Source organism: Nocardioides conyzicola, assembly GCF_039543825.1.
In the GTDB taxonomy this organism is placed as follows: Bacteria; Actinomycetota; Actinomycetes; order Propionibacteriales; family Nocardioidaceae; genus Nocardioides; species Nocardioides conyzicola.
In genome coordinates, this window is record NZ_BAABKM010000002.1 from 1,798,925 (window position 1) to 1,822,389 (window position 23,465).

General features: G+C 69.9%; 23 protein-coding genes and 2 tRNA genes. 10 read left to right on the forward strand and 15 right to left on the reverse strand.

Annotated elements, in window-relative coordinates:
* The first annotated feature begins 5 nt into the window (after positions 1-5).
* Positions 6-806 (forward strand): MBL fold metallo-hydrolase, encoded by an 801-nt coding sequence (locus tag ABEA34_RS11805; RefSeq protein ID WP_345521458.1) that lies wholly within the window; start codon positions 6-8, stop codon positions 804-806.
* Here the strand turns inward: ABEA34_RS11805 and ABEA34_RS11810 are convergent.
* Positions 803-1,207, reverse strand: a complete 405-nt coding sequence (locus ABEA34_RS11810; RefSeq protein ID WP_345521459.1) for a MarR family winged helix-turn-helix transcriptional regulator — start codon at positions 1,205-1,207, stop codon at positions 803-805. The two genes, ABEA34_RS11805 and ABEA34_RS11810, sit on opposite strands and share 4 nt — an antisense overlap.
* Positions 1,208-1,368: 161 nt before the next feature.
* Here ABEA34_RS11810 and ABEA34_RS11815 point away from each other — a divergent pair, with 161 nt between their 5' ends.
* Complete coding sequence (locus ABEA34_RS11815) at positions 1,369-2,772, forward strand: MFS transporter (protein WP_345521460.1); 1,404 nt, start codon at positions 1,369-1,371, stop codon at positions 2,770-2,772.
* 82 nt (positions 2,773-2,854) lie between these two features.
* On the opposite strand, the gene ABEA34_RS11820 is transcribed toward ABEA34_RS11815, so the two are convergent.
* From ABEA34_RS11820 to dnaA, 12 genes are all read right to left on the reverse strand, one after another.
* Entirely contained in the window at positions 2,855-3,880 is a 1,026-nt protein-coding gene (locus ABEA34_RS11820; RefSeq protein WP_345521461.1) for a hypothetical protein, read from the reverse strand.
* Positions 3,881-3,962: 82 nt separating this feature from the next.
* Positions 3,963-4,035 (reverse strand) — tRNA-Ala (locus tag ABEA34_RS11825).
* Between the two features lie 25 nt (positions 4,036-4,060).
* A complete protein-coding gene (locus ABEA34_RS11830; RefSeq protein ID WP_345521462.1) occupies positions 4,061-4,186 on the reverse strand; it encodes a DLW-39 family protein in 126 nt (41 codons plus the stop codon).
* Positions 4,187-4,220: 34 nt separating this feature from the next.
* Positions 4,221-4,297, reverse strand: a tRNA-Ile gene (locus ABEA34_RS11835).
* An 82-nt stretch (positions 4,298-4,379) separates the two neighbouring features.
* Positions 4,380-4,964 (reverse strand): DUF3566 domain-containing protein, encoded by a 585-nt coding sequence (locus ABEA34_RS11840; RefSeq protein ID WP_345521463.1) that lies wholly within the window; start codon positions 4,962-4,964, stop codon positions 4,380-4,382.
* Positions 4,964-7,663, reverse strand: coding sequence for a DNA gyrase subunit A (gene gyrA / locus ABEA34_RS11845; protein WP_345521464.1), 2,700 nt, complete (start codon positions 7,661-7,663; stop codon positions 4,964-4,966). Before gyrA ends, ABEA34_RS11840 begins: the two co-directional genes overlap by 1 nt.
* Before the next feature lie 54 nt (positions 7,664-7,717).
* A complete protein-coding gene (gene gyrB, locus ABEA34_RS11850; RefSeq protein WP_425576870.1) occupies positions 7,718-9,835 on the reverse strand; it encodes a DNA topoisomerase (ATP-hydrolyzing) subunit B in 2,118 nt (705 codons plus the stop codon).
* Between the two features lie 244 nt (positions 9,836-10,079).
* Positions 10,080-10,619 carry a DciA family protein gene (locus ABEA34_RS11855; RefSeq protein ID WP_345521465.1) on the reverse strand — a complete coding sequence of 180 codons (540 nt, stop codon included), beginning with the start codon at positions 10,617-10,619 and terminating at the stop codon, positions 10,080-10,082.
* Complete coding sequence (recF, locus tag ABEA34_RS11860) at positions 10,609-11,763, reverse strand: DNA replication/repair protein RecF (protein ID WP_345521466.1); 1,155 nt, start codon at positions 11,761-11,763, stop codon at positions 10,609-10,611. Before recF ends, ABEA34_RS11855 begins: the two co-directional genes overlap by 11 nt.
* Before the next feature lie 13 nt (positions 11,764-11,776).
* Positions 11,777-12,685, reverse strand: a complete 909-nt coding sequence (gene gnd, locus ABEA34_RS11865) for a phosphogluconate dehydrogenase (NAD(+)-dependent, decarboxylating) (protein WP_345521467.1) — start codon at positions 12,683-12,685, stop codon at positions 11,777-11,779.
* 23 nt (positions 12,686-12,708) lie between these two features.
* The gene (dnaN, locus tag ABEA34_RS11870) at positions 12,709-13,845 is read right to left on the reverse strand and encodes a DNA polymerase III subunit beta (RefSeq protein WP_345521468.1); all 1,137 of its coding nucleotides are present in this window, start codon (positions 13,843-13,845) and stop codon (positions 12,709-12,711) included.
* A gap of 418 nt (positions 13,846-14,263) precedes the next feature.
* On the reverse strand, positions 14,264-15,697 hold the full coding sequence (gene dnaA / locus ABEA34_RS11875) for a chromosomal replication initiator protein DnaA (protein ID WP_425576871.1): 1,434 nt from the start codon (positions 15,695-15,697) through the stop codon (positions 14,264-14,266).
* A 511-nt stretch (positions 15,698-16,208) separates the two neighbouring features.
* Between dnaA and rpmH the strand changes: the two genes are divergently transcribed.
* From rpmH to ABEA34_RS11915, 8 genes are all read left to right on the forward strand, one after another.
* Positions 16,209-16,346: a 50S ribosomal protein L34 gene (gene rpmH, locus ABEA34_RS11880; RefSeq protein ID WP_056156542.1), complete on the forward strand. Its 138-nt coding sequence runs from the start codon at positions 16,209-16,211 to the stop codon at positions 16,344-16,346.
* A 29-nt stretch (positions 16,347-16,375) separates the two neighbouring features.
* Positions 16,376-16,735: a ribonuclease P protein component gene (gene rnpA / locus ABEA34_RS11885; protein ID WP_345521469.1), complete on the forward strand. Its 360-nt coding sequence runs from the start codon at positions 16,376-16,378 to the stop codon at positions 16,733-16,735.
* Positions 16,732-17,025 carry a membrane protein insertion efficiency factor YidD gene (yidD, locus tag ABEA34_RS11890; protein WP_345521470.1) on the forward strand — a complete coding sequence of 98 codons (294 nt, stop codon included), beginning with the start codon at positions 16,732-16,734 and terminating at the stop codon, positions 17,023-17,025. Before rnpA ends, yidD begins: the two co-directional genes overlap by 4 nt.
* Positions 17,026-17,061: 36 nt before the next feature.
* Positions 17,062-18,027, forward strand: a complete 966-nt coding sequence (yidC, locus tag ABEA34_RS11895) for a membrane protein insertase YidC (protein WP_425576884.1) — start codon at positions 17,062-17,064, stop codon at positions 18,025-18,027.
* Positions 18,020-18,571, forward strand: coding sequence for a Jag family protein (locus ABEA34_RS11900; RefSeq protein WP_345521472.1), 552 nt, complete (start codon positions 18,020-18,022; stop codon positions 18,569-18,571). Before yidC ends, ABEA34_RS11900 begins: the two co-directional genes overlap by 8 nt.
* Positions 18,572-18,606: 35 nt before the next feature.
* Positions 18,607-19,329, forward strand: a complete 723-nt coding sequence (gene rsmG / locus ABEA34_RS11905; RefSeq protein WP_345521473.1) for a 16S rRNA (guanine(527)-N(7))-methyltransferase RsmG — start codon at positions 18,607-18,609, stop codon at positions 19,327-19,329.
* Positions 19,330-19,493: 164 nt separating this feature from the next.
* Positions 19,494-20,435 carry a ParA family protein gene (locus tag ABEA34_RS11910; RefSeq protein WP_345521474.1) on the forward strand — a complete coding sequence of 314 codons (942 nt, stop codon included), beginning with the start codon at positions 19,494-19,496 and terminating at the stop codon, positions 20,433-20,435.
* The gene (locus tag ABEA34_RS11915; protein WP_345521475.1) at positions 20,432-21,409 is read left to right on the forward strand and encodes a ParB/RepB/Spo0J family partition protein; all 978 of its coding nucleotides are present in this window, start codon (positions 20,432-20,434) and stop codon (positions 21,407-21,409) included. The genes ABEA34_RS11910 and ABEA34_RS11915 overlap by 4 nt, the downstream gene beginning before the upstream one ends.
* Before the next feature lie 48 nt (positions 21,410-21,457).
* Here the strand turns inward: ABEA34_RS11915 and ABEA34_RS11920 are convergent, their stop codons facing one another.
* Together ABEA34_RS11920 and ABEA34_RS11925 are read right to left on the reverse strand one after the other, a co-directional pair.
* Entirely contained in the window at positions 21,458-22,222 is a 765-nt protein-coding gene (locus tag ABEA34_RS11920; protein ID WP_345521476.1) for a lysophospholipid acyltransferase family protein, read from the reverse strand.
* Positions 22,223-22,235: 13 nt separating this feature from the next.
* Positions 22,236-23,450 carry a pyridoxal phosphate-dependent aminotransferase gene (locus tag ABEA34_RS11925; RefSeq protein ID WP_345521477.1) on the reverse strand — a complete coding sequence of 405 codons (1,215 nt, stop codon included), beginning with the start codon at positions 23,448-23,450 and terminating at the stop codon, positions 22,236-22,238.
* Positions 23,451-23,465 lie beyond the last annotated feature (15 nt).

Below are 23,465 nucleotides of genomic sequence, written 5' to 3' on the forward strand. Positions count from 1 at the left end.
CGGGCATGACCATCCGTCACCTCAACTGCGCGACCATGCACCCTGTCGGGTCGTTCGGTGGCCGGGTCGCGCCGACCTCGATGGTCGCCCACTGCCTGCTGGTCGAGCGGCCCGCCGGCCTGCTGCTCGTCGACACCGGGTTCGGCACCGCCGACGTCGCCGACCCGCGCCGGCTCGGCCAGCCCTTCCGCGCGATCGTGCGCCCCGAGCTGCTCGCCGCGGAGACGGCGCTCGCGCAGGTCACCGCCCTCGGGTACGCCGCCGCGGACGTCACCGACATCGCGCTGACCCACCTCGACCTCGACCACGTGGGCGGCATCTCGGACTTCCCCGGCGCCCGAGTCCACGTGTTCGCCGACGAGCACGACGCCGCGCTGCACCCGACCTTCCAGGAGAAGGCCCGCTACCTGCCGGTGCAGTGGGCGCACGGTCCCGACTGGGTGCGCCACGACGTGCCCGGCGACGCGTGGTTCGGCTTCGGGTCCGTCACCGCGCTCGACGACGACGTGCTGCTGATCCCTCTCCAGGGCCACACCCGCGGGCACTGCGGCGTCGCCGTACGCCGTCCCGACGGCGGCTGGCTGCTGCACGCCGGCGACTCGTACTTCCACGCGTCGGAGAAGCTCACGCCGCCGGCCCCGCCGTTCGGGCTCAAGGTCTTCCAGCGGCTGATGGGCGTCGACGACAAGCGGCGGCTGGCCAACCAGGCCCGGCTCCAGGAGCTGCAGCGGGCCCACTCCGACGAGGTGACGATCTTCTGCGCCCACGACGCCGACGAGCTCGCGGCGTTCGGCGGTGGCGCCTAGCTGCCCCAGGTCCGGCTCAGCACGAGCCGGTGAGTGGGCAGCGCCTGCTGGTAGACCTGCGTCCCCTTCTTCGTGAGGCAGACGAAGACGGCGCGCCGGTCGTCGGCGCACATGCTGCGCTCGACGAGTCCGTCGCGCTCGAGCCGCGCGACCGCCCGCGAGAGAGCACTCTGGCTGAGGTGGATGTCGCCGGCGAGGTCGCTCATGCGGTACTGCCCACAGTTCGCGTCGACCACCCGCTCGAGCACCTCGAACTCACTCAGCCCGATCTCGTGGTCGTCCTGGAGAGCCTTCTCCAGGGCGCAGCTCACGGCCGCGTGTCGCTCGAGCAGCTCGCGCCACTCGTCGACCAGCCCCGCCGACGGGTCGTCGGAGGTCGACGTTGTGGTGGGACGAGCCATGACCGGATGGTAACGCGCGCGCTACATCAATGCAAACACATTAATTGTGCTTGCATTGAATGCACACGCATGGAAGTGTTCTACGGGTGACTTCATCCACCACCTCATCTCCTCCCCCTGCTACCGCGGGCTCCCTCACCTGGGCTCCCCGCGTCTGGGCGATGCTGATCACCCTCTGCATCGTCCTGTTCCTCGACGGTCTCGACGTGTCGATGATCGGGGTGGCACTGCCGTCCATCGGCGAGGAGCTCGACCTGTCGACGTCCTCGCTGCAGTGGCTCGTCAGCGGCTACATCCTCGGCTACGGCGGTCTGCTCCTGCTGGGCGGGCGCACCGCCGACCTGCTCGGTCGCCGCAAGGTCTTCCTCGTCGCCCTCGCGGTCTTCGCGCTCGCCTCGCTCGCGGGCGGCCTGGTCAGCACCGGGCCGCTGCTGATCCTGACGAGGTTCGTCAAGGGTCTGGCCGCGGCCTTCACCGCACCGACCGGGCTCTCGATCATCACGACGAACTTCGCCGAGGGCCCGGCGCGCAACAAGGCGCTGTCGATCTACACGGTCTTCGGCGCCGGTGGCTACTCCTCCGGCCTGCTCTTCGGCGGCCTGATGGCGGGCGTCGGCTGGCGGTGGACCTTCCTGCTGCCCGTGCCGATCGCGCTGGCCGCGCTGGCCGCTGCCTTCCTGCTGCTGCCGAAGGACGAGCCGGTGGAGGGCGGTGGCCACGACCTGCTGGGTGCCGCACTCTCCACGGGAGCCATGTTGCTGCTCGTCTACACCGTCGTCACCGCACCCGAAGTCGGGTGGGCGTCGGCGCGGACCGTCGTCTCCTTCGTCCTGGTCGCGATCCTGATGGCGCTCTTCGTGCTGGCCGAGAGCCGGGTCCGGCACCCGCTGGTCCGGCTGGGCATCCTCCGCAAGGCGTCGCTGGTCCGCGCGAGCCTGGCCATCATCGCCGTCGCGGGCTCCTACTTCAGCTGGCAGTTCATCGTGACCCTGTACCTCCAGGACACCCTGGGCTGGTCGCCGTTGAAGCTGGCGCTCGCGCTGCTGCCCGTCGGCGTGATGGTCGCGGCCTCGGCGGTGTTCTCCGACAAGCTCGTCAACCGGTTCGGCACCGCACGGATCATCGCGGTCACCATGGCGGTGATGGCCGTCGGCTACCTGCTGTTCCTCCGGCTCGACACCACGCCGTCGTACCTCACGATGATCCTTCCGGCAGTCCTGCTCATCGGCGTCGGCTGGATCGGCTTCCCCGCGATCAACATCCAGGCGACCTCCGGCGTCGACGACGACGAGCAGGGCCTGGCGGCGGGCGTCCTGCAGACCTCCATGCAGGTCGGCGCGGCCATCGTCCTCGCGGTCACGACGGCCCTGATCGCGTCGAGCGCAGACGGCTCGGCGTCGCAGGAGAGCGTCCTCGACGCCTTCCACCCCGGTCTCGTCTTCGCCGCGGCGGTGTCGATTGCCGGTGCCGCGGTGGCAGCGCTCGCGCTGCTGCCCCGTCGTCGCGCCGCGTCCCCCGTCGAGCCGGAGCTGCCCCAGCCCGTGCTCGCGGCCACCGGCGACTGACCGCTCCGACAGCACAACGGCCGGGCCCCTGTCGGGGCCCGGCCGTTCTCGCGTGTGGAGCCCAGGGGCGGCGAGTCAGGTGTCACCTGCCGCGGGCGGCCCCGATCTTCAGCTTCTTCGCCATGACACGGGACGCCACCGTGGCACTTCCGGCGTACTCGACCCGCAAGCGGTAGGTCCCTGGGCGGAAGTCCCCCACGGGGATCCGCACCGACCCACCGCGGAGCACGGCGTGCCGGCGCCAGCTGCCGAGGGCCAGCTCGACGGCACCGGTCGGCTTCGCGCCCCGGGCGGTGACGCGGACCAGGATCGCGGGACGGGCGCCTCGCTTGAGCCGGGCGGTGATCGACGCCCGTGCCAACGGGGTGGTGGGACCGGGCGGCGTGGTCGTGGCGGGCGCGGTGACGGCCACGGATCGCATGTCGTAGGAGGTGGGTGCGTCCACGACGACGTGGTTCATCATCGAGGTCCCGGTGTAGTCGCGACTGATCCGGGCGCTGATCGACCGGTCGGCGTCCGCAGCCGACGGGACATAAGTGGTGCCGGTCGCGCCCGTCGGGACGCCGTCGCGCAGCCACAGGACCTGCAAGATGCCGGTGTACGGCGTCCCGGTCGACTGGCTCGCTGCGACGAGGCTCTGCTCGACCGCGGTGAGCTGCGGCGGCACGCTCACGGTGAGCGGAGCACCGACCACACCGGTGCCCGCGATCGACGGCAGGGTCACGGTCAGGTGCACGGCCTTGGTGTCGGTGCCCACATCGACTGCCGTCGCCGGGTCGAGCTCGAAGGTCGCGACGTTCGGGTCACAGACCGCGATCCCGTGGCACGCCAGTCCGCCGAACGACGTCATCGCCGCGACGCCGTACGTCCCCGGCGGCAGGGGAACGGCGCGCAGCGCGGTGGCGGGATCTCCGGCGTCGACGAACGAGTCGCCCGACGCGTCCCAGATCCGCAAGGCCGCGGGGACCGGGTCGCCGTACTGGTCGCTGATGGAGACGACCAGGAAACCGTCGCCCGGGTCCGCCTGAGCCGACACGGTGAGACCACACACAGCGGCGACGACCGTGGCCAGGACGAGCGCGATCGAGCGGCCGAGACGAGTGAGCACGAGCATCCTCCTGAGAATGGAGCCGGTGCCCCCATTCTGACGGAGGTGCCTGGCTCGCGCCGGAGAATGGTCGAGGATCGGGTGGAGCCTAGGGGACTCGAACCCCTAACCCCCTGCTTGCAAAGCAGGTGCGCTACCAATTGCGCCAAGGCCCCGATGCGGTCAGCGACCGCCGGTGGATCAGGACCGGGTGACGCTGTCCGTCGCCTCGGCCCAGAGAGCCTGCTCGTGCTTGCCCTCGTCGAGCTTCTTCTTGACCACGACGGCCGTGGCGGCCGCGAGCACGAGGAGCAGGATCTTCTTCATGGTGACTCCCATGGAGCTGGGTTGCGTACCGGGTTGGTGGGCCTAAGAGGACTTGAACCTCTGACCTCTTCCTTATCAGGGAAGCGCTCTAACCGTCTGAGCTATAGGCCCCGGACCGAGAGGGAACGTTACCCCACCCTCGGAGTGCCCGACAAAACGGCGTCGGGCGTTGTGGGTTGCGGTGCGTACGGCGTCAGCGCTCGTCCTCGGCGAGGGTGAGCTCCACCCCGCCGAGCAGCGCCGCTGCCATGTTGTAGAGGAAGGCTCCGAGCGTCGCGATCGCGGTGATCAGGATGACGTCGACGACCGAGACCAGGATCGTGAAGCCCATGACGCGGGACATCCCGACGTACTTCTCGACGTCCCAGGTGCCGGCGTCCTCGCCGCCCACGACGTCCTGCACCGTCTGGTTGATCGAGTCCCAGACGCCGGCCGCGGACAGCACGGACCAGATGATGAAGACCGACACCACGGTCACGACGCCGAAGGCGATCGCGAGCAGGAAGGACGTCTTCATGACCGACCACGGGTCGATCCGGGTGAGTCGCAGCCGCGCCCGGCGCGGCGGCTTCCGGTTGGGGGAGGCCTTCTTGGCGGCCGCCTTCGAGCGCGGGTCCGCGTTGGCCCGGTGCTCGTCGGTGGCCTTGCCGACCGCTGAGGAGATGCGCTCGCCGAGCCCGCGCGTCGCCGGCTTCGAGCCTGGTGCCGGCGTCGTGCCGGTGCTCGAGCGGTCTGCGGCGGTGCGAGTGGCGGTGCTCTCGGTGGACCGGTCGGTCATCAGGCCTCACTCTCCCCGTCGGTGTCGGGGCCGGGTGCGTCGACGGCGTCAGACGCCGCCTCCTCGTTGACTGTTCCCTCGATTGTTGCACCCGGGACCTGATCGGACGATTCGACCGCTCCGGACTCGTCGTCGACCTCGGCCTCCTCGTCCTCACGCGACTCGACGGAGCGGGCCACGACGGCGACCGAGTCCCCGGCCTTCGGGCCGACGAACTTCACGCCCATCGTGGAGCGCCCGGTCGGCCGGAAGTCGGCGTTGATCGGGCTGCGCACGACCTGGCCGTTCTGGGTGATCGACAAGACCTCGTCACCCTCCTCGACGATGAACGCACCGACCAGCTGGCCGCGGTCCTCGTTGGCGAGGGCCATGGCCTTGATGCCGAGACCGCCGCGGTTGGTGATGCGGTACTCCGAGATCCGGGACCGCTTCGCGAAGCCGCCGTCGGTGATCGTGAAGACGTACTGCTCCTTGACGTCGGCGGCCTCGCCGGCGGCGGCAGCCTCCTCGGCAGCGACCTGCTCGGCGCGGATCACGGACATCGAGAGCACGGAGTCCGCGTCGCTGCGGAACTTCATGCCGGTGACGCCGGACGTCGCGCGACCCATCGGCCGCAGCTGCGAGTCGGCCGCCTGGAAGCGGATGGCCTGGCCCTTGCGGGAGACCAGCAGGATGTCGTCCTCGGCGTTGACCAGCTCGGCGCCGATCAGCTCGTCGTCGTCCTCACGGAAGTTGATCGCGATGACGCCGGCCTGGCGCGGGCTGTTGTAGTCGCCGAGGCGGGTCTTCTTGACCAGGCCGTTGCGGGTCGCGAGCACGAGGTACGGCGCCTGCTCGTAGTCGCGGATCGCCAGCACCTGGGCGATGTTCTCGTCGGGCTGGAAGCTGAGCAGCCCGGCCACGTGACCGCCCTTCGCGTCGCGCGACGCCTCGGGCAGGTTGTAGGCCTTCGTGCGGTAGACGCGACCGGCTGTCGTGAAGAACAGCAGCCAGTGGTGGTTGGTGGTCGCGATGAAGTGCTCGACGACGTCGTCGCCGCGCAGCGTCGCCCCGCGCACGCCCTTGCCGCCGCGCTTCTGGATCCGGTACTGCTGGCGCTGGGTGCGCTTCGCGTAGCCGCCGCGGGTGATCGAGACGACCAGCTCCTCGTCGGGGATCAGGTCCTCCATCGAGAGGTCGCCGTCGGCCGCGATGATCTGGGTACGCCGCTCGTTGCCGTACTTCTCGACGATCTCGGCGAGCTCGTCGATCACGATCTGCCGCTGGCGGGCGACGTTGGCAAGGATGTCGCGGAACTCCGCGATCTCGAGCTCGATCTCGGCCAGGTCGTTGATGATCTTCTGCCGCTGGAGGGCCGCCAGCTGGCGCAGCTGCATGTCGAGGATCGCGGTCGCCTGGATCTCGTCGATGTCGAGCAGCTCGATCAGGCCCTCGCGCGCCTCGGCCACGTCGGGCGAGCGGCGGATGAGGGCGATGACCTCGTCGAGCTGGTCGAGCGCCTTGACCAGACCGCGCAGGATGTGGGCCCGCTCCTCGGCCTTGCGCAGCCGGAACTCGGTGCGCCGGCGGATGACCTCGATCTGGTGCTCGACCCAGTTGCTGATGAACTGGTCGATCGACAGCGTGCGCGGCACCCCGTCGACCAGGGCGAGCATGTTGGCGCTGAAGTTGGTCTGGAGCTCGGTGTGCTTGAGCAGGTTGTTGAGCACGACCCGGGCGACGGCGTCGCGCTTGAGCACGACGACCAGGCGCTGGCCGGTGCGGTCGGACGTGTCGTCGCGGACGTCGGCGATGCCCTGCACCCGGCCGCCGTCGGCGAGCTCGGCGATCTTCAGGGCGAGGTTGTCCGGGTTGACCATGTAGGGCAGCTCAGTGATCACCAGACAGGTGCGCCCGCGGGCGTCCTCGTCGACCTCGATCACCGCGCGCTGGGTGACCGAGCCGCGACCGGTGCGGTAGGCCTGCTCGATGCCCTGGTGGCCGACGATGAGCGCGCCGTTGGGGAAGTCGGGGCCCTTGATCCGCTCGAGCAGCGCGTCCTGGAGCTCCTCGCGGGTGGCGTCCGGGTGCTCGAGCGCCCAGGTGGCGCCGGCGGCGACCTCGATCAGGTTGTGCGGCGGGATGCTGGTCGCCATGCCGACCGCGATGCCCGCGGAGCCGTTGACCAGCAGGTTGGGGTAGCGCGCCGGCAGGACGACGGGCTCCTCGGAGCGGCCGTCGTAGTTGGGCTGGAAGTCGACGGTCTCCTCGTTGATGTCGCGGACCATCTCGAGGGCCAGCGGCGCCATCCGGCACTCGGTGTACCGCATGGCGGCGGCCGAGTCGTTGCCCGGCGAGCCGAAGTTGCCCTGCCCGTTGATCAGCGGCGCGCGCATCACCCACGGCTGCGCGAGCCGGACGAGGGTGTCGTAGATCGCGGTGTCGCCGTGCGGGTGGTACTGACCCATCACGTCGCCGACCACGCGCGAGCACTTCGAGAAGCCGCGGTCGGGGCGGTAGCCGCCGTCGTACATCGCGTAGAGCACCCGGCGGTGCACCGGCTTCAGTCCATCGCGTACGTCGGGCAGCGCGCGCCCGACGATGACGGCCATCGCGTAGTCGATGTAGGCGCGCTGCATGGAGGTCTGCAGCTCGACGGGCTCGATCCGGCCGCCCGGGCCCAGGGGAGGAGTGCCGCCGTCGGTGGGGGTCTCAGTCACAGGTCTTCGTCTCTCTCGTCGGTTCTACTGGAATCTAGTGATCTCGCTAGAGATCTAGATATCCAGGAATCGGACGTCCTTGGCGTTGCGCTGGATGAACGAACGGCGCTGCTCGACGTCCTCGCCCATGAGGATCGAGAAGATCTCGTCCGCGTGGGCCGCGTCGTCCAGCGTCACCTGGAGCATGAGCCGCTGGTCGGGATCCATGGTCGTCTCCCACAGCTCCTTGGCGTTCATCTCGCCCAGACCCTTGTAGCGCTGGACCGGGTTCTCCTTCGGCAGCTTCTTGCCGGCTGCCTGGCCGTCGCGCAGCAGGGCGTCGCGCTCGGCATCGGAGTAGACGAACTCGTGCTCCTGCGGCTTGTTCCACCGCAGTCGGTAGAGCGGCGGCTGCGCCATGTAGACGTAGCCACCCTCGATCAGCGGCCGCATGAACCGGAAGAGCAGCGTCAGCAGCAGCGTGTTGATGTGGTGGCCGTCGACGTCGGCGTCCGCCATCAGCACGACCTTGTGGTAGCGCAGCTTGTCGATGTTGAACTCTTCCTGGATGCCGGTGCCCAGGGCGGAGATGATCGACTGCACCTCGGTGTTGGCCAGCACCTTGTCGATGCGGGCCTTCTCGACGTTGAGGATCTTGCCGCGGATCGGCAGGATCGCCTGGATCCGCGGGTCGCGGCCCTGACGGGCCGAGCCGCCGGCGGAGTCACCCTCGACGATGAAGACCTCGCACTCGGCGGGGTTGGTCGACTGGCAGTCGGAGAGCTTGCCGGGAAGGCTGCCGCTGCCGAGCAGGCCCTTGCGCGAGCGGGCCAGGTCGCGCGCCTTGCGCGCGGCGATGCGCGCCTGGGCGGCGGCCTGCGAACGACGGACGATGTCGCGCCCCTCGGCCGGGTTCTGCGCGAGCCAGGCACCGAGCTGGTCGTTCATGATCCGCTGGACGAAGCCCTTGGCCTCGGTGTTGCCGAGCTTGGTCTTGGTCTGCCCCTCGAACTGCGGCTCGCCCATCTTGATCGAGATGATCGCGGTAAGGCCCTCGCGGATGTCGTCACCCGAGACGCGGTCCTCGGGCTTCTTCATCAGGCCCCACTCGAAGCCCCAGTTGTTGACCAGCGAGGTGAGCGCCGCCCGGAAGCCCTCCTCGTGGGTGCCGCCCTCGTGGGTGTTGATGGTGTTGGCGAAGGTGTGGACCGACTCGGAGTACGTCGTGTTCCACTGCATCGCGACCTCGAGGCTCATGTGGCTCTCGACGGACTCGGGGGTCTCGGCGTCGAACGAGATGATCGTCGGGTTCGCCACCTGCTTGCGTCGGTTGAGGTACTCGACGTAGTCGACGAGGCCGCGGTCGTACTTGAAGACCTGCTCGATGCCGCCGGACTCGGCGCGCTTGATCGCGTCGGCGCGCTGGGCGTCGGTCTCGTCGGAGACGATCTCGTCCTCGACGGCGTCCGCGATCTCGTCGGCCGCCGGGCGCTCGTCGCGGACGACGATCTCCAGGCCCTTGTTGAGGAAGGCGTACTCGCGCACCCGCGAGGTGATCGTCTCGAGCGAGTGGGTCGTGGTCTCGAAGATGTCGGGGGAGGGCCAGTAGGTGATGGTCGTGCCGGTGCGCTCCCCGGGCTCCATCGGGCGGACCTCCTCGAGCGGGCCGTCCGGGACGCCGATCGTGAAGCTCTGGCGCCACAGGTGGCCGCGGTTCTTGACCTCGGCGATCACGTGGCTCGACAGGGCGTTGACGACCGAGACGCCGACGCCGTGCAGGCCGCCGGAGACCTTGTAGCCGCCGCCGCCGAACTTGCCGCCGGCGTGCAGGACGGTCAGCGCCAGCGTCAGTGCGGGCAGCTCCTGTCCCGGGGCCGTGTCGGTCGGGATGCCGCGACCGTTGTCCTCGACCCGGATCCCGCCGTCGGCCTGGAGGGTCAGCACGATCCGGTCGCAGTGGCCGGCGAGCGCCTCGTCGACCGCGTTGTCGACGATCTCCCAGATCAGGTGGTGGAGGCCGCGCTCACCGGTCGAACCGATGTACATGCCGGGGCGCTTGCGGACCGCTTCGAGGCCCTCGAGCACCTGGATCGCGGAGGCGTCGTACTCCGTCTCGACCCGGCCCTGGGCCACGGTGGTCGTGGACGGGGCGTTGGGGGTCTCGTCGGCATCGACCGGGTTGACGTCGCTCACGCGTACCTCTTCTGACGGCAGTCATGACATGGAGACGGCCGCGTGCGAATGCTCTGCGGCCGGACTCCATGATAGCCCTCAGAAGGCCGCATTCCACGTGTGCCCCACAGAGAAGGGGGGATCTGTGGAGGAAAATGGGCCCGTAGCGCCCCGTGGGCGGCGATCGGGGGGCCTCGCAGGGGTGCGGACAGGTCCCCGTACGCCGACGGGCCCGCCAGATCGTCTCTGGACGAGCCTGGGCGGGTCAGCCGTAGGTGTCGCGCGGCCCGCGGCCGTCGCGCGCCGACCGCGGGCCCTTCTTCCAGGTCGGGCCGTGAGGGCCGAGGACCTCGATCACCGTCACCGTCCCGTGCCCGAGCTCCTCGTTGAGGCGGCGGACCAGGGTCGGCGCCAGCAGCCGGAGCTGGATCGCCCAGGCCGTCGAGTCGGTGCGCGCCACGAGGCGCCCGTCGTCGAAGGTCTCCGGCGTGCAGTGCTGGGCGACCTCGGCCCCGACGAGCTCGGCCCAGCGACCGAACACACCTTGCACCCGCAGGTCGAGGTCCCAGCCGTGGTCGGCGACCAGCCGCGAGACGGTGTCGTCGAGCAGCTGGGGGTCGCGGTCGTCGGGGTGCGCGCCGGTGACCCGGTTGCGGCTCCACTTCGAGTCCGCGCGCTTCGGCTTGCGGGCCTTCGGCGTCGACTTCGCGGTCGCGCGGGTCAGCGACCGCGCCAGGTCGAGACCGTCCGGGTCGTGGCCGGGCTGCTCGCCGGGTGCCTGCCCGGGGGGCGGGTCACTGCTCACGGACGACCTCGCCGCCGCCCACGGCGTACCGGACCCCGGCCAGCGCCGCGGGCACGTCGGCGCCGACCGCGGCCGTGACGAGCACCTGCTCGGCGCCGGCGACGAGCTCGGCGAGCTGGGCGCGACGCTCGGTGTCGAGCTCGGCGAAGACGTCGTCGAGGATCAGGATCGGGTCGTCGCCATCGGCACGGAGCAGGTCGTACGACGCGAGCCGGAGCGCGAGCGCGAACGACCAGGACTCCCCGTGCGAGGCGTAGCCCTTGACCGGCAGGCGGTGGTCGTCCGGTCCGTGGCCCAGGCTGAGCAGGAGCTCGTCGCGGTGGGGGCCGACGAGCGAGATGCCGCGGTCGAGCTCGTCGTTGCGGCGCCGCTCGACCTCGGCGAGCAGCGCGTCGGCGAGCTCCTCACGCGTCGTGCGCCCGCCGAGGTCGAACGACGACCGGTACTCGACGTCCGCATCGTCGCGGGTGGCGCCCCGGGCGACGGTCTCGTAGGCCTTGCCGACGTACGGCCGCAGCGCGTCGACCAGCGCGAGCCGTTCGGAGAGCAGCTCGGCACCGGTCCGGGCGAGGTGGTCGTCCCAGACGCCGAGGGTCGACAGCGCTCCCTCCTGGCTGGACGACCCGCGCCGCGCGGCGCCGGCGGTCTTGAGCAGCGAGTTGCGCTGCTTGAGGATCCGGTCGTAGTCCGACCGGACGCCGGCCAGCCGCGGCGTGCGCAGCACCAGCAGGTCGTCGAGGAACCGGCGGCGGTCCGACGGGTCGCCCTTCACGAGGGTGAGGTCCTCGGGCGAGAAGACGACCGTGCGCACCAGGCCGATCAGCTCCCGCGCCCGGGGGAGGGGCGACTTGTTGACCCGGGCGCGGTTGGACCGTCCGGGGTTGATCTCGATCTCGAGCACGGCGGTCCGTCCGTCGCGCACGACCGCGGCGCGGACCACGGCCTGCTCGGCACCGGACCGGACGAGCGGCGCGTCGCCGGCGACCCGGTGGGAGGCCAGCCGCGAGAGGTAGTCGATCGCCTCGACCAGGTTGGTCTTGCCCTGACCGTTGCGGCCAATGAACGCCGTCACCCCAGGTCCCAGCTCGACGTCCGCGGTCGCGTAGGACCGGAAGTCGTGCAGCGACAGGTGGGCGACGTACACGGTCGGCGGACGGTCAGGCGGGACCGGCGGCGTCGCCGCCGGGCGGCGGCTCCGTGTGCACGGCGTGTCCGCCGAACTGGTTGCGCATCGCCGCGATCGCCTTCATCGCCGGGCTGTCCTCCTGGCGCGAGGTGAAGCGCGCGAAGAGCGAGGCGGCGATGACGTTCATCGGTACGGCGTGCTCGATCGCGGCCTCGACGGTCCAGCGGCCCTCGCCGGAGTCCTCGGCGTAGCCGGCGATCTTGTCGAGGTGCGGGTCCTCCTCGACGGCCGCGACCAGCAGGTCGAGCAGCCACGAGCGGATCACGGTGCCCGAGCGCCACGAGTCGAAGACCTCGGTGACGTTGTCGACGAGGTCGACCTTCTCGAGCAGCTCCCAGCCCTCGGCGTAGCTCTGCATCATGGCGTACTCGATGCCGTTGTGGACCATCTTGGCGAAGTGGCCGGCGCCGGGCTTCTTGCCCGCGTGCACAAAGCCACCGTCCTCCGGCTTGAGCGCGTCCAGGGCGGGCTGGACCTTCGCCACATCGGCGTCGGTGCCGCCGACCATGAGCGCGTAGCCGTTCTGCAGACCCCAGACGCCACCGGAGACGCCGCAGTCCACGAAGCCGATGCCCTTCTCGGCGAGCTTCTCGGCGTTGAGCTGGTCGTCGGTCCACTTCGAGTTGCCGCCGTCGACGACGAGGTCGCCCTCGCCGAGCAGTCCACCGAGCTCCTCGACGGTGCTGCGGGTCGGGTCGCCGGCGGGCACCATCACCCACACGACCTTGGGCGACGGGAGCTGCTCGACCATGGCAGCGAGGCTGTCGGCGTCGGCGAGGTCGGGGTTGCGGTCGTAACCGATGACGGTGTGGCCGGCGTTGCGCAGACGGGTGCGCATGTTGCCGCCCATCTTGCCCAGCCCGACGAGTCCGATGTCCATGCTGACAGCCTAGGACCTGTGGGTCACGACAGCAGTCGGCGCGGCATCAACAGGTAGCGGAACGCCGTCTCGGCCTCACCCTCGGTCGACCCGCTGAGGACGACCGGCTTGGACGCCTGGGTGAAGGCCAGCTCGATCACCTGCTGGTCGATCACGGTCAGGCCGTCGAGGAGGAACTGCGGGTTGAAGCCCGTGGTGATGTCCTCGCCGTTGACGCTCGCCTCGATCGACTCGGACGCCTGGGCCTCGTCGCCGGAGCCCGCGTCCAGGGTCAGCATCCCGTCGCTGAATGCCAGCTGCACCGCGGTGTTGCGCTCCGCGACCAGGGAGACGCGACGGACCGACTCGATCAGCGCGGTCTTGTCGACGAGCGCGGTCGTGAGGTGCTCACTGGGGAACAGGCTGCGGACCTTGGGGAACTCGCCGTCGAGCAACCGGGTCGTCGTACGACGCCGTCCGCCGGGCGCGTCGCCCTCGAAGCCGATGATGCCCTCACCGGTGCCGGTCGTGGCCAGCGCGATGGTGACCTCGCCGCCGGCGGTCAGCGCCTTCGCCGTGTCACCGAGCACGCGGGCCGGGACCAGGGCGGCTGCGGAGATGTCCGGGGTGTGCGGGCTCCAGCTCAGCTCGCGGTGGGACAGCCGGAACCGGTCGGTGGCGAGGAGCGAGATGGTCGAGCCGTCGATCTCGATCCGGACGCCGGTGAGCACCGGCAGCATGTCGTCGCGGCCCGCGGCGGTGACCGCCTGGGCGACGGCGTGGGCGAAGCCCTCGCTGTCGACGGTCCCCGTGGCGGCCGGCATGTCCGGCAGCGCGGGGTAGTCCTCGACCGGCATCGTCTGGAGGCTGAAGCGGGCCGAGCCGCAGGTCAGCGAGACCCGCGCGCCGTCGATCACCATGTCCACCGGCTTGGCCGGCAGGCTGCGGCAGATGTCGGCGAGCAGCCGGCCGCTGACCAGGGCGCGGCCCTCGTCGCTGACCTGCGCGTTGAGCGTCGCTCGCGCCGAGGTCTCGTAGTCGAAGGTGGAGAGCACCAGTCCCTCGTCGGTCGCCTCGATGAGGAGGCCGGCCAGGACCGGGACGCTCGGGCGGACCGGGAGGCTGCGAGCTGCCCAGGCGACAGCATCGGCGAGCACGTCGCGCTCGACGCGGAACTTCACGATGGGTCCTTCGGGGTCGGACGGGTAGGCCAGGGATCGAGGGTGGATCGAGGTGGGAGGTGAATCCTGCCACGCAGGCACCGCGAGCGGGAGGTTCGGTGTGGTTTCCGGTCCGGGGTCCGGGGGTTTGTCCCCAGGTTGGAGCTCGGATGGGTGTTGCGGGGGAGTCGATAGGTCTAGAGGTACGGAGGAGTCATAGCAACGGTGGAAACTGTGGAGAACTTCGATCGGTGCAGGTCAGGGCGGCGATTCGACGTGCACAGGGGCTGTGGAACCACACGGCTCTGCTCGCCGTCGGGTGTGCACGGTCGTGCGGAGCGCACCCGGTCGGAGCCGCGCGTCCACAGGCGACGGGTGCGGATGTCACGTGAGCCCACATGTCGTCCACAGGCTGAGGACGACAGGAAAGTGTCGGGCGTCAGGACTGCCGGGCCTGCAGCTTGACCCGGTTGGTGAGCTCGCTGACCTGGTTGAAGACGGCGCGGCGCTCGGCGAGCAGCTGGTTGATCTTGCGGTCGGCGTACATGACCGTCGTGTGGTCCCGGTTGCCGAACTGGGCACCGATCTTGGGCAGCGACAGGTCGGTGAGCTCCCGGCACAGGTACATCGCGATCTGGCGGGCCATGACCAGGTGACGGCCGCGGCTCGGCCCGGTCAGCTCCTCGATGGAGAGCCCGAAGTACGCCGCGGTCTGCGCGATGATCAGCGCGGCGGTGATCTCGGGCTCGCCGCCCTCGGGGATCAGGTCCTTGAGCACGATCTCGGCCAGGGTCATGTCGACCTCCTGCCGGTTGAGGTTCGCGAACGCGGTCACCCGGATCAGCGCGCCCTCGAGCTCGCGGATGTTCGTCTGGATCTTGGAGGCGATGAACTCGAGCACGTCCGGGGGAGCGGTGAGCCGGTCCATCGCGGCCTTCTTGCGCAGGATCGCGATCCGGGTCTCGAGGTCGGGGGGCTGGACGTCGGTGATCAGGCCCCACTCGAAGCGGTTGCGGAGCCGGTCCTCCAACGCCTCGAGCCGCTTCGGCGCCCGGTCGGACGTCAGCACGATCTGCTTGTTGGCGTTGTGCAGCGTGTTGAACGTGTGGAAGAACTCCTCCTGGGTCTGGGTCTTGCCCTCCAGGAACTGGATGTCGTCGATCAGCAGCACGTCGACGTCGCGGTAGCGGCGCTTGAACCGGTCCTGCCGGTCGTCGCGGATCGCGTTGATGAACTCGTTGGTGAACTCCTCGCTCGACACGTACCGCACCCGAGCGGAGGTGTAGAGGGAGCGCACGTAGTGACCGATCGCGTGCAGCAGGTGGGTCTTGCCGAGTCCGGAGTCGCCGTAGACCAGGAGCGGGTTGTACGCCTTGCCCGGCGCCTCGGCGACGGCGACGGCCGCCGCGTGCGGGAATCGGTTGGACGAGCCGATGACGAACGTCTCGAACGTGTACTTGGGGTTGAGGCGGGTCTCGAGCGATGTCGGGCGAGGGCCGACGTCGGCCGGCTCGGGCGCCGGCGGGGGCGTCGCGACCACGGGCTGCGAGTCGATCTGTACATTTGTCGACAAGTCGCTTTGTGGCTGAAAGGGTTCCTCGGAGGTCGGTACCGGCTCGGTCTCCAGCGCGGGGTTGACGGTCACCGCGATCCGGATCTCCCGACCGAAGCGCAGGCTCAGGGCGTCCTCGAGCTGCGCGCGCAGCCGGCCCTCGAGCTGGTTGCGCGTGAAGTCGTTGGGCACCGCGACGATGGCGGTGCTCTCGTGCAGGGTGACCGGCTCGCTGGCGCTGAGCCAGGCCCGCTGGTTGGGCTGGAGGTCGTCGACCACGCCCCTCCAGGCGACGCCGAGGTCCGAGGTCTGCTGCTCCACCGCTCCCGCTTTCTTACTGCTGCTCTGTCGATCTCTGGTGTCGAGTTGCGTCCACAACTTTGTCCACAGGTTGTGAACCCGACTCCACCGCTGTGGAGAGAGCCGGTCCGAGACACGTCCCAGACCCGGACTTTGCACCGTTTATGCAGGTCAGAGGCCTGTTAGTCCCAGTGTGTCGGGCGTCACACGACTCGCTGATACGGTCCGGATCGAGGCCGGCGGGGAACCTCGGTCCACTGGAACGTAACAAGGTTGGGAGGGCAGCGGCAACCCGTCATCCACAGGCAACGGCCCGGGGGGCCTGCGCGGGTTTGACCCTGTGGATTGCCAGCGCGTACCGTTGCTCGGTCACCCGGTGTCGACCGGTGCCGCATGTCCACGAAGAGCAGCCGACCCGTCGGGTCATCTCGTGGGTGGGCGGTGCCAGCCGAAAGGCGATTCAGCCCCAGGAAGAACAGGCACTGCCGTCCCGGCCCGTGTGGCTGCCCTGAACCAGTATGGAGAGAACCTCGTGAGCAAGCGTACGTACCAGCCGAACAACCGCCGCCGGCACAAGGTGCACGGCTTCCGCCTCCGGATGCGCACCCGCGCGGGACGTTCGATCCTGTCCTCGCGCCGCCGCAAGGGCCGCAAGAGCCTCGCGGTCTGACGGCGGGACCCGCCGCGCCAGGCCGGCACGTGCTGCCGCCGGACAACCGTCTCACCGACGGCGCTTCCTTCCAGCAGACCGTGCGCGTCGGCCGGCGGGCCGGGAGTCGCACCGTGGTCGTCCACCTCGCTGACGAGGTGGCCGGTGCGGTGGGCGGCTCCGGTCCCCGGATCGGCTTCGTGGTCAGCAAGGCGGTGGGCAACGCCGTGGTTCGCAACCGCGTGAAGCGTCGACTCCGACACCTCGCCCGGGAGCACGTTTCGTCGCTCCCGGGCTCTGCTGTGCTCGTGGTCAGGGCCCTGCCCGCGGCCGCGGCCGCGTCCTACGCGGAACTCTCGATCGACCTCACCCGTTGCCTTGCTCGGGTGCGATCGGAGGCGAGGGCATGAGGTACGACCCGATCCGGTGGTTGTTGATCGGGCTGCTGCGGGCCTATCGCCTGCTGATCAGCCCGTTGTACGGCCAGGTCTGTCGTTATCACCCGTCCTGCTCGGCGTACGCGCTCGGAGCCGTCACCACGCACGGCAGCGTGCGTGGCAGCTGGCTGACCGTGCGCCGCCTCGGGCGGTGCCACCCGTGGGCCGCCGGTGGCTATGACCCGGTGCCGCCCCGTCGCGCACCGGCTGAGTCTTCCCGCGGTCACGCGGGCCCCTGTCCCTCACCCCAGCAAGGAGCCTGATCCGTGGGAGCCCTCGGCGATATCGGCGGTCTGATCATGACGCCGCTCTACTACGTGATCTCGGCGGTGCTGGTCGCGTGGCACTGGCTGTTCACCGAGATCGGGATGGACCCGGACAGCGGGCTCGTCTGGGTGCTGTCGATCATCGGGCTCACGCTCACGGTGCGAGCGGCCCTGATCCCGCTCTTCGTCAAGCAGATCAAGTCCAGCCGCAACATGCAGTTGATCCAGCCCAAGGTCAAGGAGCTGCAGAAGAAGTACGGCCACGACCGTGAGCGTCTCGCCCAGGAGACGATGAAGCTCTACAAGGAGAGCGGCACCAACCCGTTCGCCTCGTGCCTCCCGCTCCTGATCCAGATGCCGATCTTCCTGGCGCTGTTCCGGCTCTTGGACAAGCACGCCGCTCGGGGTGACGGCAAGGCGTTCATCACCAAGGACCTCGCGGACAGCTTCCAGCACGCCGAGCTCTTCGGCATCCCGTTGAAGTCCACCTTCCTGCGGGCCGACGGCGACGTCGCGGTGATGATCGTCGCGGCGATCCTCGTGGTCGCGATGACGGCGACGACGTTCACGACGCAGCGGCAGCTGATGAGCAAGAACATGCCCGCGGATGCGCTCAGTGGCCCGTACGCCCAGCAGCAGAAGCTGCTCCTGTACGTGCTGCCCGTCGTCTTCGCGGTCGGCGGCATCGCGTTCCCGATCGCCGTCCTCTTCTACTGGACCACGTCCAACCTCTGGACCATGGGCCAGCAGTTCTACGTGATCCGCAACAACCCGGCTCCGGGCACCGCTGCCGAGAAGGCGAAGGCGGAGCGGGACCGCGCCAAGGCCGAGAAGCACGGCAAGCCGGTCGAGCCCGAGCTCGCCGCTCCGGTGGTCGAGGAGAAGCCCGAGGCGCCGAAGCGCCAGCAGCCCAAGAAGCAGTCGCGTGAGCAGCGCAAGAAGTCGCAGGGTCCGCGACCCACCCCCAAGCCGAAGCCCGAGGGAGGCACGAATGAGTGACGAGACCGTGACCGACGAGACCACGATCGACGAGACCACGACCGAGCAGGAGCCGACGGGGGACGCCGGCGTGCCGGCCCGGACCCGGATCGAGGAGCTCGAGCAGGAGGGCGACATCGCCGCCGACTACCTCGAGGAGCTGCTCGACATCGCCGACCTGGACGGCGACCTGGACATCGACGTCGACGGTGACCGCGCCGCGGTGTCGATCGTGGGCGCCGAGCTGTCGCAGCTCGTGGGTGGCAACGGCGAGGTCCTGGAGGCGCTGCAGGAGCTGACCCGGCTGGCCGTGTACCGGGAGACCGGCGAGCGCACCCGCCTGATGCTCGACATCTCGGGCTTCCGGGCACGCAAGCGCGAGGAGCTGGTCAAGCTCGCCGACGAGTCGGTGGCGAAGGTCCGCGAGTCGGGTGAGCCGCTGTCGCTGGCCGCGATGACGCCGTTCGAGCGCAAGGTGGTGCACGACGCCGTGGCCGCCGCCGGCCTGTCCTCCGAGTCCGAGGGCGTGGAGCCCCGTCGGTTCGTCGTGGTGCTGCCGGGGTGACGATGGATCCCCATGTTTCACGTGAAACGCCCTCCATGCCCGCCGTGGCGCGGAGGGCGTTTCCGTCTGCCCGGCTCCCCCTCGCGGAGGCGTACGCCGGGCTGCTCGCCACCGACGGCGTGCTCCGGGGGCTGATCGGACCCCGCGAGGCGCCGCGTCTGTGGGACCGTCACCTCGTCAACTGTGCACTGTTGGGTGAGCTGATCCCGGACGCCGCGACCGTGTGCGACATCGGGTCGGGCGCCGGCCTGCCCGGCGTGGTGCTGGCGATCGCCCGCCCGGACCTGACGATGACGTTGGTGGAGCCGCTCCTGCGGCGGACGACCTTCCTGGAGGAGGTGGTGGCCGACCTGGAGCTGTCCAACGTCGAGGTGGTGCGCGCCCGGGCCGACGCGCTGCACGGGTCGCGGACGTTCGACGTCGTGACGTCACGGGCGGTGGCGCCGCTCGAGCGGTTGCTGGGGTGGTCGATGCCGCTCGTCGCCCCGACAGGTGCCCTGGTGGCGATGAAAGGCACGTCGGTCGCAGAGGAAATCACCGCCGCCGCCGCCGAGCTCGCTCGGTGGGGCTGTGGGGCTCCCGAGGTGCACGAGCTCGGCACGGACTGGCCGGTTTCTCCCACCGTCGCCCTCCGGGTGGCCTGGGCCGACCCGACCCGGGTATCTTGGCCGCTTGCGACGAGTCCAGGCTCGCCCCGGACATCGACAGGGTCATCGGGTCGTGGACGGTCGACAGGGAAGCGGAGGCGTAGCACGTGACGGAGAACGCCGATCCGGGTGAAGAGTTTTCCACCGGCACGAAGGCAGCCGCTGAGCGCGGTTATCCACAGATCGGGCTAGGTTCTCCACAGGAGAGAGGCTCGACTGAGGGCGTCGATGTTTCACGTGAAACCGGCTCACCTGTCGCCACCGAGGGCTTCCGCGTGCGTACCGCAGCGGACATCGCGGCCGCTGCGCCCACCTTCGACGACGACCACGCCACCCCCCTCGCCCGGGCCGCCGAGCACAGCATGCTCGCGCGACACGGAGCGCGGATGCGCCCGCCGATGGCGCGGCCGAGCAAGACCCGGATCTTCGTGGTCGCCAACCAGAAGGGCGGTGTCGGCAAGACGACGTCCACCGTCAACATCGCCGCCGGCCTCGCCCAGCTCGGGCAGCGGGTGCTCGTCATCGACCTCGACCCGCAGGGCAACGCGTCCACGGCGCTCGGCGTCGAGCACCGCCGTGGCGTGCCGTCGACGTACGACGCGCTCGTCGACGGCGAGCCCCTGGTCGACGTGATGAGCGAATCGTCGGAGATCGACAACCTGTGGGCCGTGCCCGCCACCATCGACCTCGCCGGTGCCGAGATCGAGCTGGTGTCGGTTGTCGCGCGCGAGAGCCGGCTCCGCAAGGCCGTTCACGGTCACCCCTGGGTGGGCAGTGCGGTCGAGGTCGGGGACGACCGCTTCGACTACGTGCTCATCGACTGCCCGCCGTCGCTCGGCCTCCTCACCCTCAACGCGCTGGTCGCCGGCGACGAGATGCTGATCCCGATCCAGGCGGAGTACTACGCGCTCGAGGGGCTCGGGCAGCTGCTGGAGACGGTCGAGATGGTCCGCGCGCACCTCAACCAGGCGCTCGAGGTCTCCACGATCCTCGTCACGATGTACGACGGGCGCACCCGCCTCGCCTCCGGCGTCGCGGAGGAGGTGCGCGAGCACTTCGGCGACCAGGTGCTCAAGACGGCCATCCCGCGCTCGGTCCGGGTCTCCGAGGCGCCGTCGTACGGCCAGACGGTGATGACCTACGACCCGGGGTCACCGGGTGCCCTGTCCTATCTCGAAGCCGCACGTGAGATCGCCGTCCAGGGAGCCCACAGATGAATGCCAGCCGTCCCGCGCCACGTCGAGGCCTCGGCCGGGGTCTCGGCTCGCTGATCCCGACCGGTCCGCCGACCACCGAGGGCCCGGACGAGACCCACGGCGACTCGCCGTCGGGCGCCGGGACCTCCGGACAGCTGGACGTCTCCGGTCTGGCGCCGGTCGCCGGCGCCTACTTCGCCGAGATCCCGGTGGGGCTGATCCAGCCCAACCGGGTGCAGCCGCGCCAGGTCTTCGACGAGGACGCGATGGCGGAGCTCGTGCACTCGATCAAGGAGATCGGGGTGCTGCAGCCCATCGTCGTGCGCCGGCATGGGCCGGACGACTACGAGCTGGTCATGGGCGAGCGTCGCTGGCGCGCCTCCCAGGAGGCCGGCCTGAAGCTGGTCCCGGCCATCGTGCGCGAGACCGACGACATCGACATGCTGCGGGACGCGCTCCTGGAGAACCTGCACCGGTCCCAGCTCAACCCGCTCGAGGAGGCCGCGGCGTACGCGCAGATGCTCGACGACTTCGGCTGCACCCACGAGGAGCTGGCCAGCCGGATCGGCCGCTCGAGGCCCCAGATCAGCAACACACTGCGCCTGCTGAAGCTGACGCCGGCAGTCCAGCGACGGGTCGCCGCCGGTGTCCTGTCCGCCGGCCACGCGCGGTCCCTGCTCGCCATCTCCGACCCGGAGGTCCAGGACCGGCTGGCGGCCCGGGTGGTCGCCGAGGGCATCAGCGTGCGGGCGCTGGAGGAGATCGTCGCGATGCGCGACGTCGACGGCCCCGGTCCCCGAGTGGGGCGCAAGAAGCCCGTCGCGCCGGGCCTGGTCGACCTGGCCGAGCGGCTCTCCGACCGGTTCGAGACCCGGGTGAAGATCGACCTCGGCCGCAGCAAGGGCAAGGTCACCGTCGAGTTCGGCTCGATCGACGACCTGCAGCGGATCGTCGACATCATGGACCCGCGTCGGCCGAACGACCGCCCGATCTGATCGACTCGGCTACACCGCGACAAAGCGGTAAAGCAGTAAGTCAATAAGTCACTTTGTCGACTTGTTGGCTTTGCGCTCCGCCCGGCGCTGCCGCTCCGCGGCGTCCAGCCGCAGCGCCTCCTCGGGAGTCGGCGCGCTCCCGCCGTACGACGCCGGCAGCCACCACGAGCCGGGCGGCTGCTCGGCCGCCGGGTAGTCCCGGATGGTCCGGTCGAGGAGCGCGGTCATCGCGGCGCGGAGCTCGGCCGTCTCCGCGACCGGGTCAGCTCCGGTCGGGTGCAGCGGCTCGCCGACGGTGATCGCGATCGTCTTGCCGCGGGAGAAGTCCTTGGGGTGGTCCTTGGTCATCATCCGCTGGGTGCCCCACATGGTGACCGGGACGAGGGGTACGCCGGCCTCCGCCGCGATCCGGACGGCGCCGGTCTTGAACTCCTTGAGCTCCATGGACCGGGAGATCGTGGCCTCGGGGAAGATGCCGACGGCCTCGCCCTGGCGCAGGTAGTCGACGGCGGTGCGGAACGACGCCTCGCCGGCGCCGCGGTCGACCTCGATGTGGTGCAGCGAGCGCATCAGCGGGCCCACCAGCTTGTGGTCGAACAGCTCGCGCTTGGCCATGAACCTGACCAGGCGGCCCGACGGGTTGGCGGCGAGGCCGCCGTACACGAAGTCGACGTACCCGATGTGGTTGCACGCGAGCAGCACGCCGCCGGTCCGCGGCACGTGCTCGGTCCCGGTCATCGTGAAGCGCTGCCCCAGCAGCCGGAAGCCGGTCTTGGCGGCGGCGATGACGGGCGGATAGGTGATGTCACGCATGGCGCTCCTCGGTTCAGCGGCGGGTCTCGAGGAACTCGGCGATCCGGCCGATCGCCTCCTCGAGCACATGAGCGTCGGGCAGCGTGACCAACCGGAAGTGGTCGGGGCGCGGCCAGTTGAAGCCGGTCCCGTGCGTCACCAGGATCTTCTTGGCGCGCAGCAGCTCGATCACGAACGCCTCGTCGTCGTCGATCGGGTAGACCTCGGGGTCGAGCCGCGGGAAGCAGTAGAGCGCCCCCATCGGCTCGACGTTGCTGACGCCCGGGATCTCGTTGAGGAGGCGGCTGGCGAGCTTGCTCTGCTCGTAGAAGCGGCCACCGGGCACGACCAGCTCCTCGACGGACTGGTAGCCGCCCAGTGCCGTCTGGATGGCGTGCTGGGCCGGGACGTTGGCGCACATCCGCATGTTGGCGACCAGGGTGAGGCCCTCGAGGAAGTCCTCGGCGACCTCCTTGGGCCCGGAGATCATCAGCCAGCCCGCGCGGTAGCCGCAGACGCGGTAGGCCTTGGACAGCCCGGAGAAGGTGAGGCACAGGACGTCGCTGCCGGCGTACGTCGCGGCGTGGTGGTGCACCGCGTCGTCGAAGATGATCTTCTCGTAGATCTCGTCGGCGAAGACCACCAGCTCGTGCCGGCGGGCGATGTCGATCAGGCCCTTGACGACGTCCTCGCTGTAGACCGCGCCGGTCGGGTTGTTGGGGTTGATGATCACCAGGCCCTGCGTGTGCTCGGTGATCTTGGCCTCGATGTCGACGAGGTCGGGGTTCCACCCGTTCGACTCGTCGCACTCGTAGTGCACCGCGGTGCCGCCGGACAGCGTCACCGCCCCTGTCCACAGCGGGTAGTCGGGTGCCGGGACGAGGATCTCGTTGCCGTCGTCGAGGAAGGCCTGCAGCACCATCCCGATCAGCTCGGACACGCCGTTGCCGATGAAGACGTCGTCGACGCCGACGTCGCGCAGCCCGTGGCTCTGGTAGTACTGCGCGACCGCCGTGCGAGCCGGGTAGATGCCCTGGCTGTCGCTGTAGCCCTGCGCGTCCGGCAGGTGGTGCACGATGTCGGCCACGATGGCCTCGGGTGCGTCGAACCCGAACGGCGCGGTGTTGCCGATGTTCAGCTTGAGGATGTGGTGCCCCTCGGCCTCCAGCCGCTGGGCCTCGAGCAGGATCGGGCCCCGCACGTCGTAACGGACGTTCTGCAGCTTGCGGCTCTGTCGGATCTTGCGCACCACGCCATCCTGACA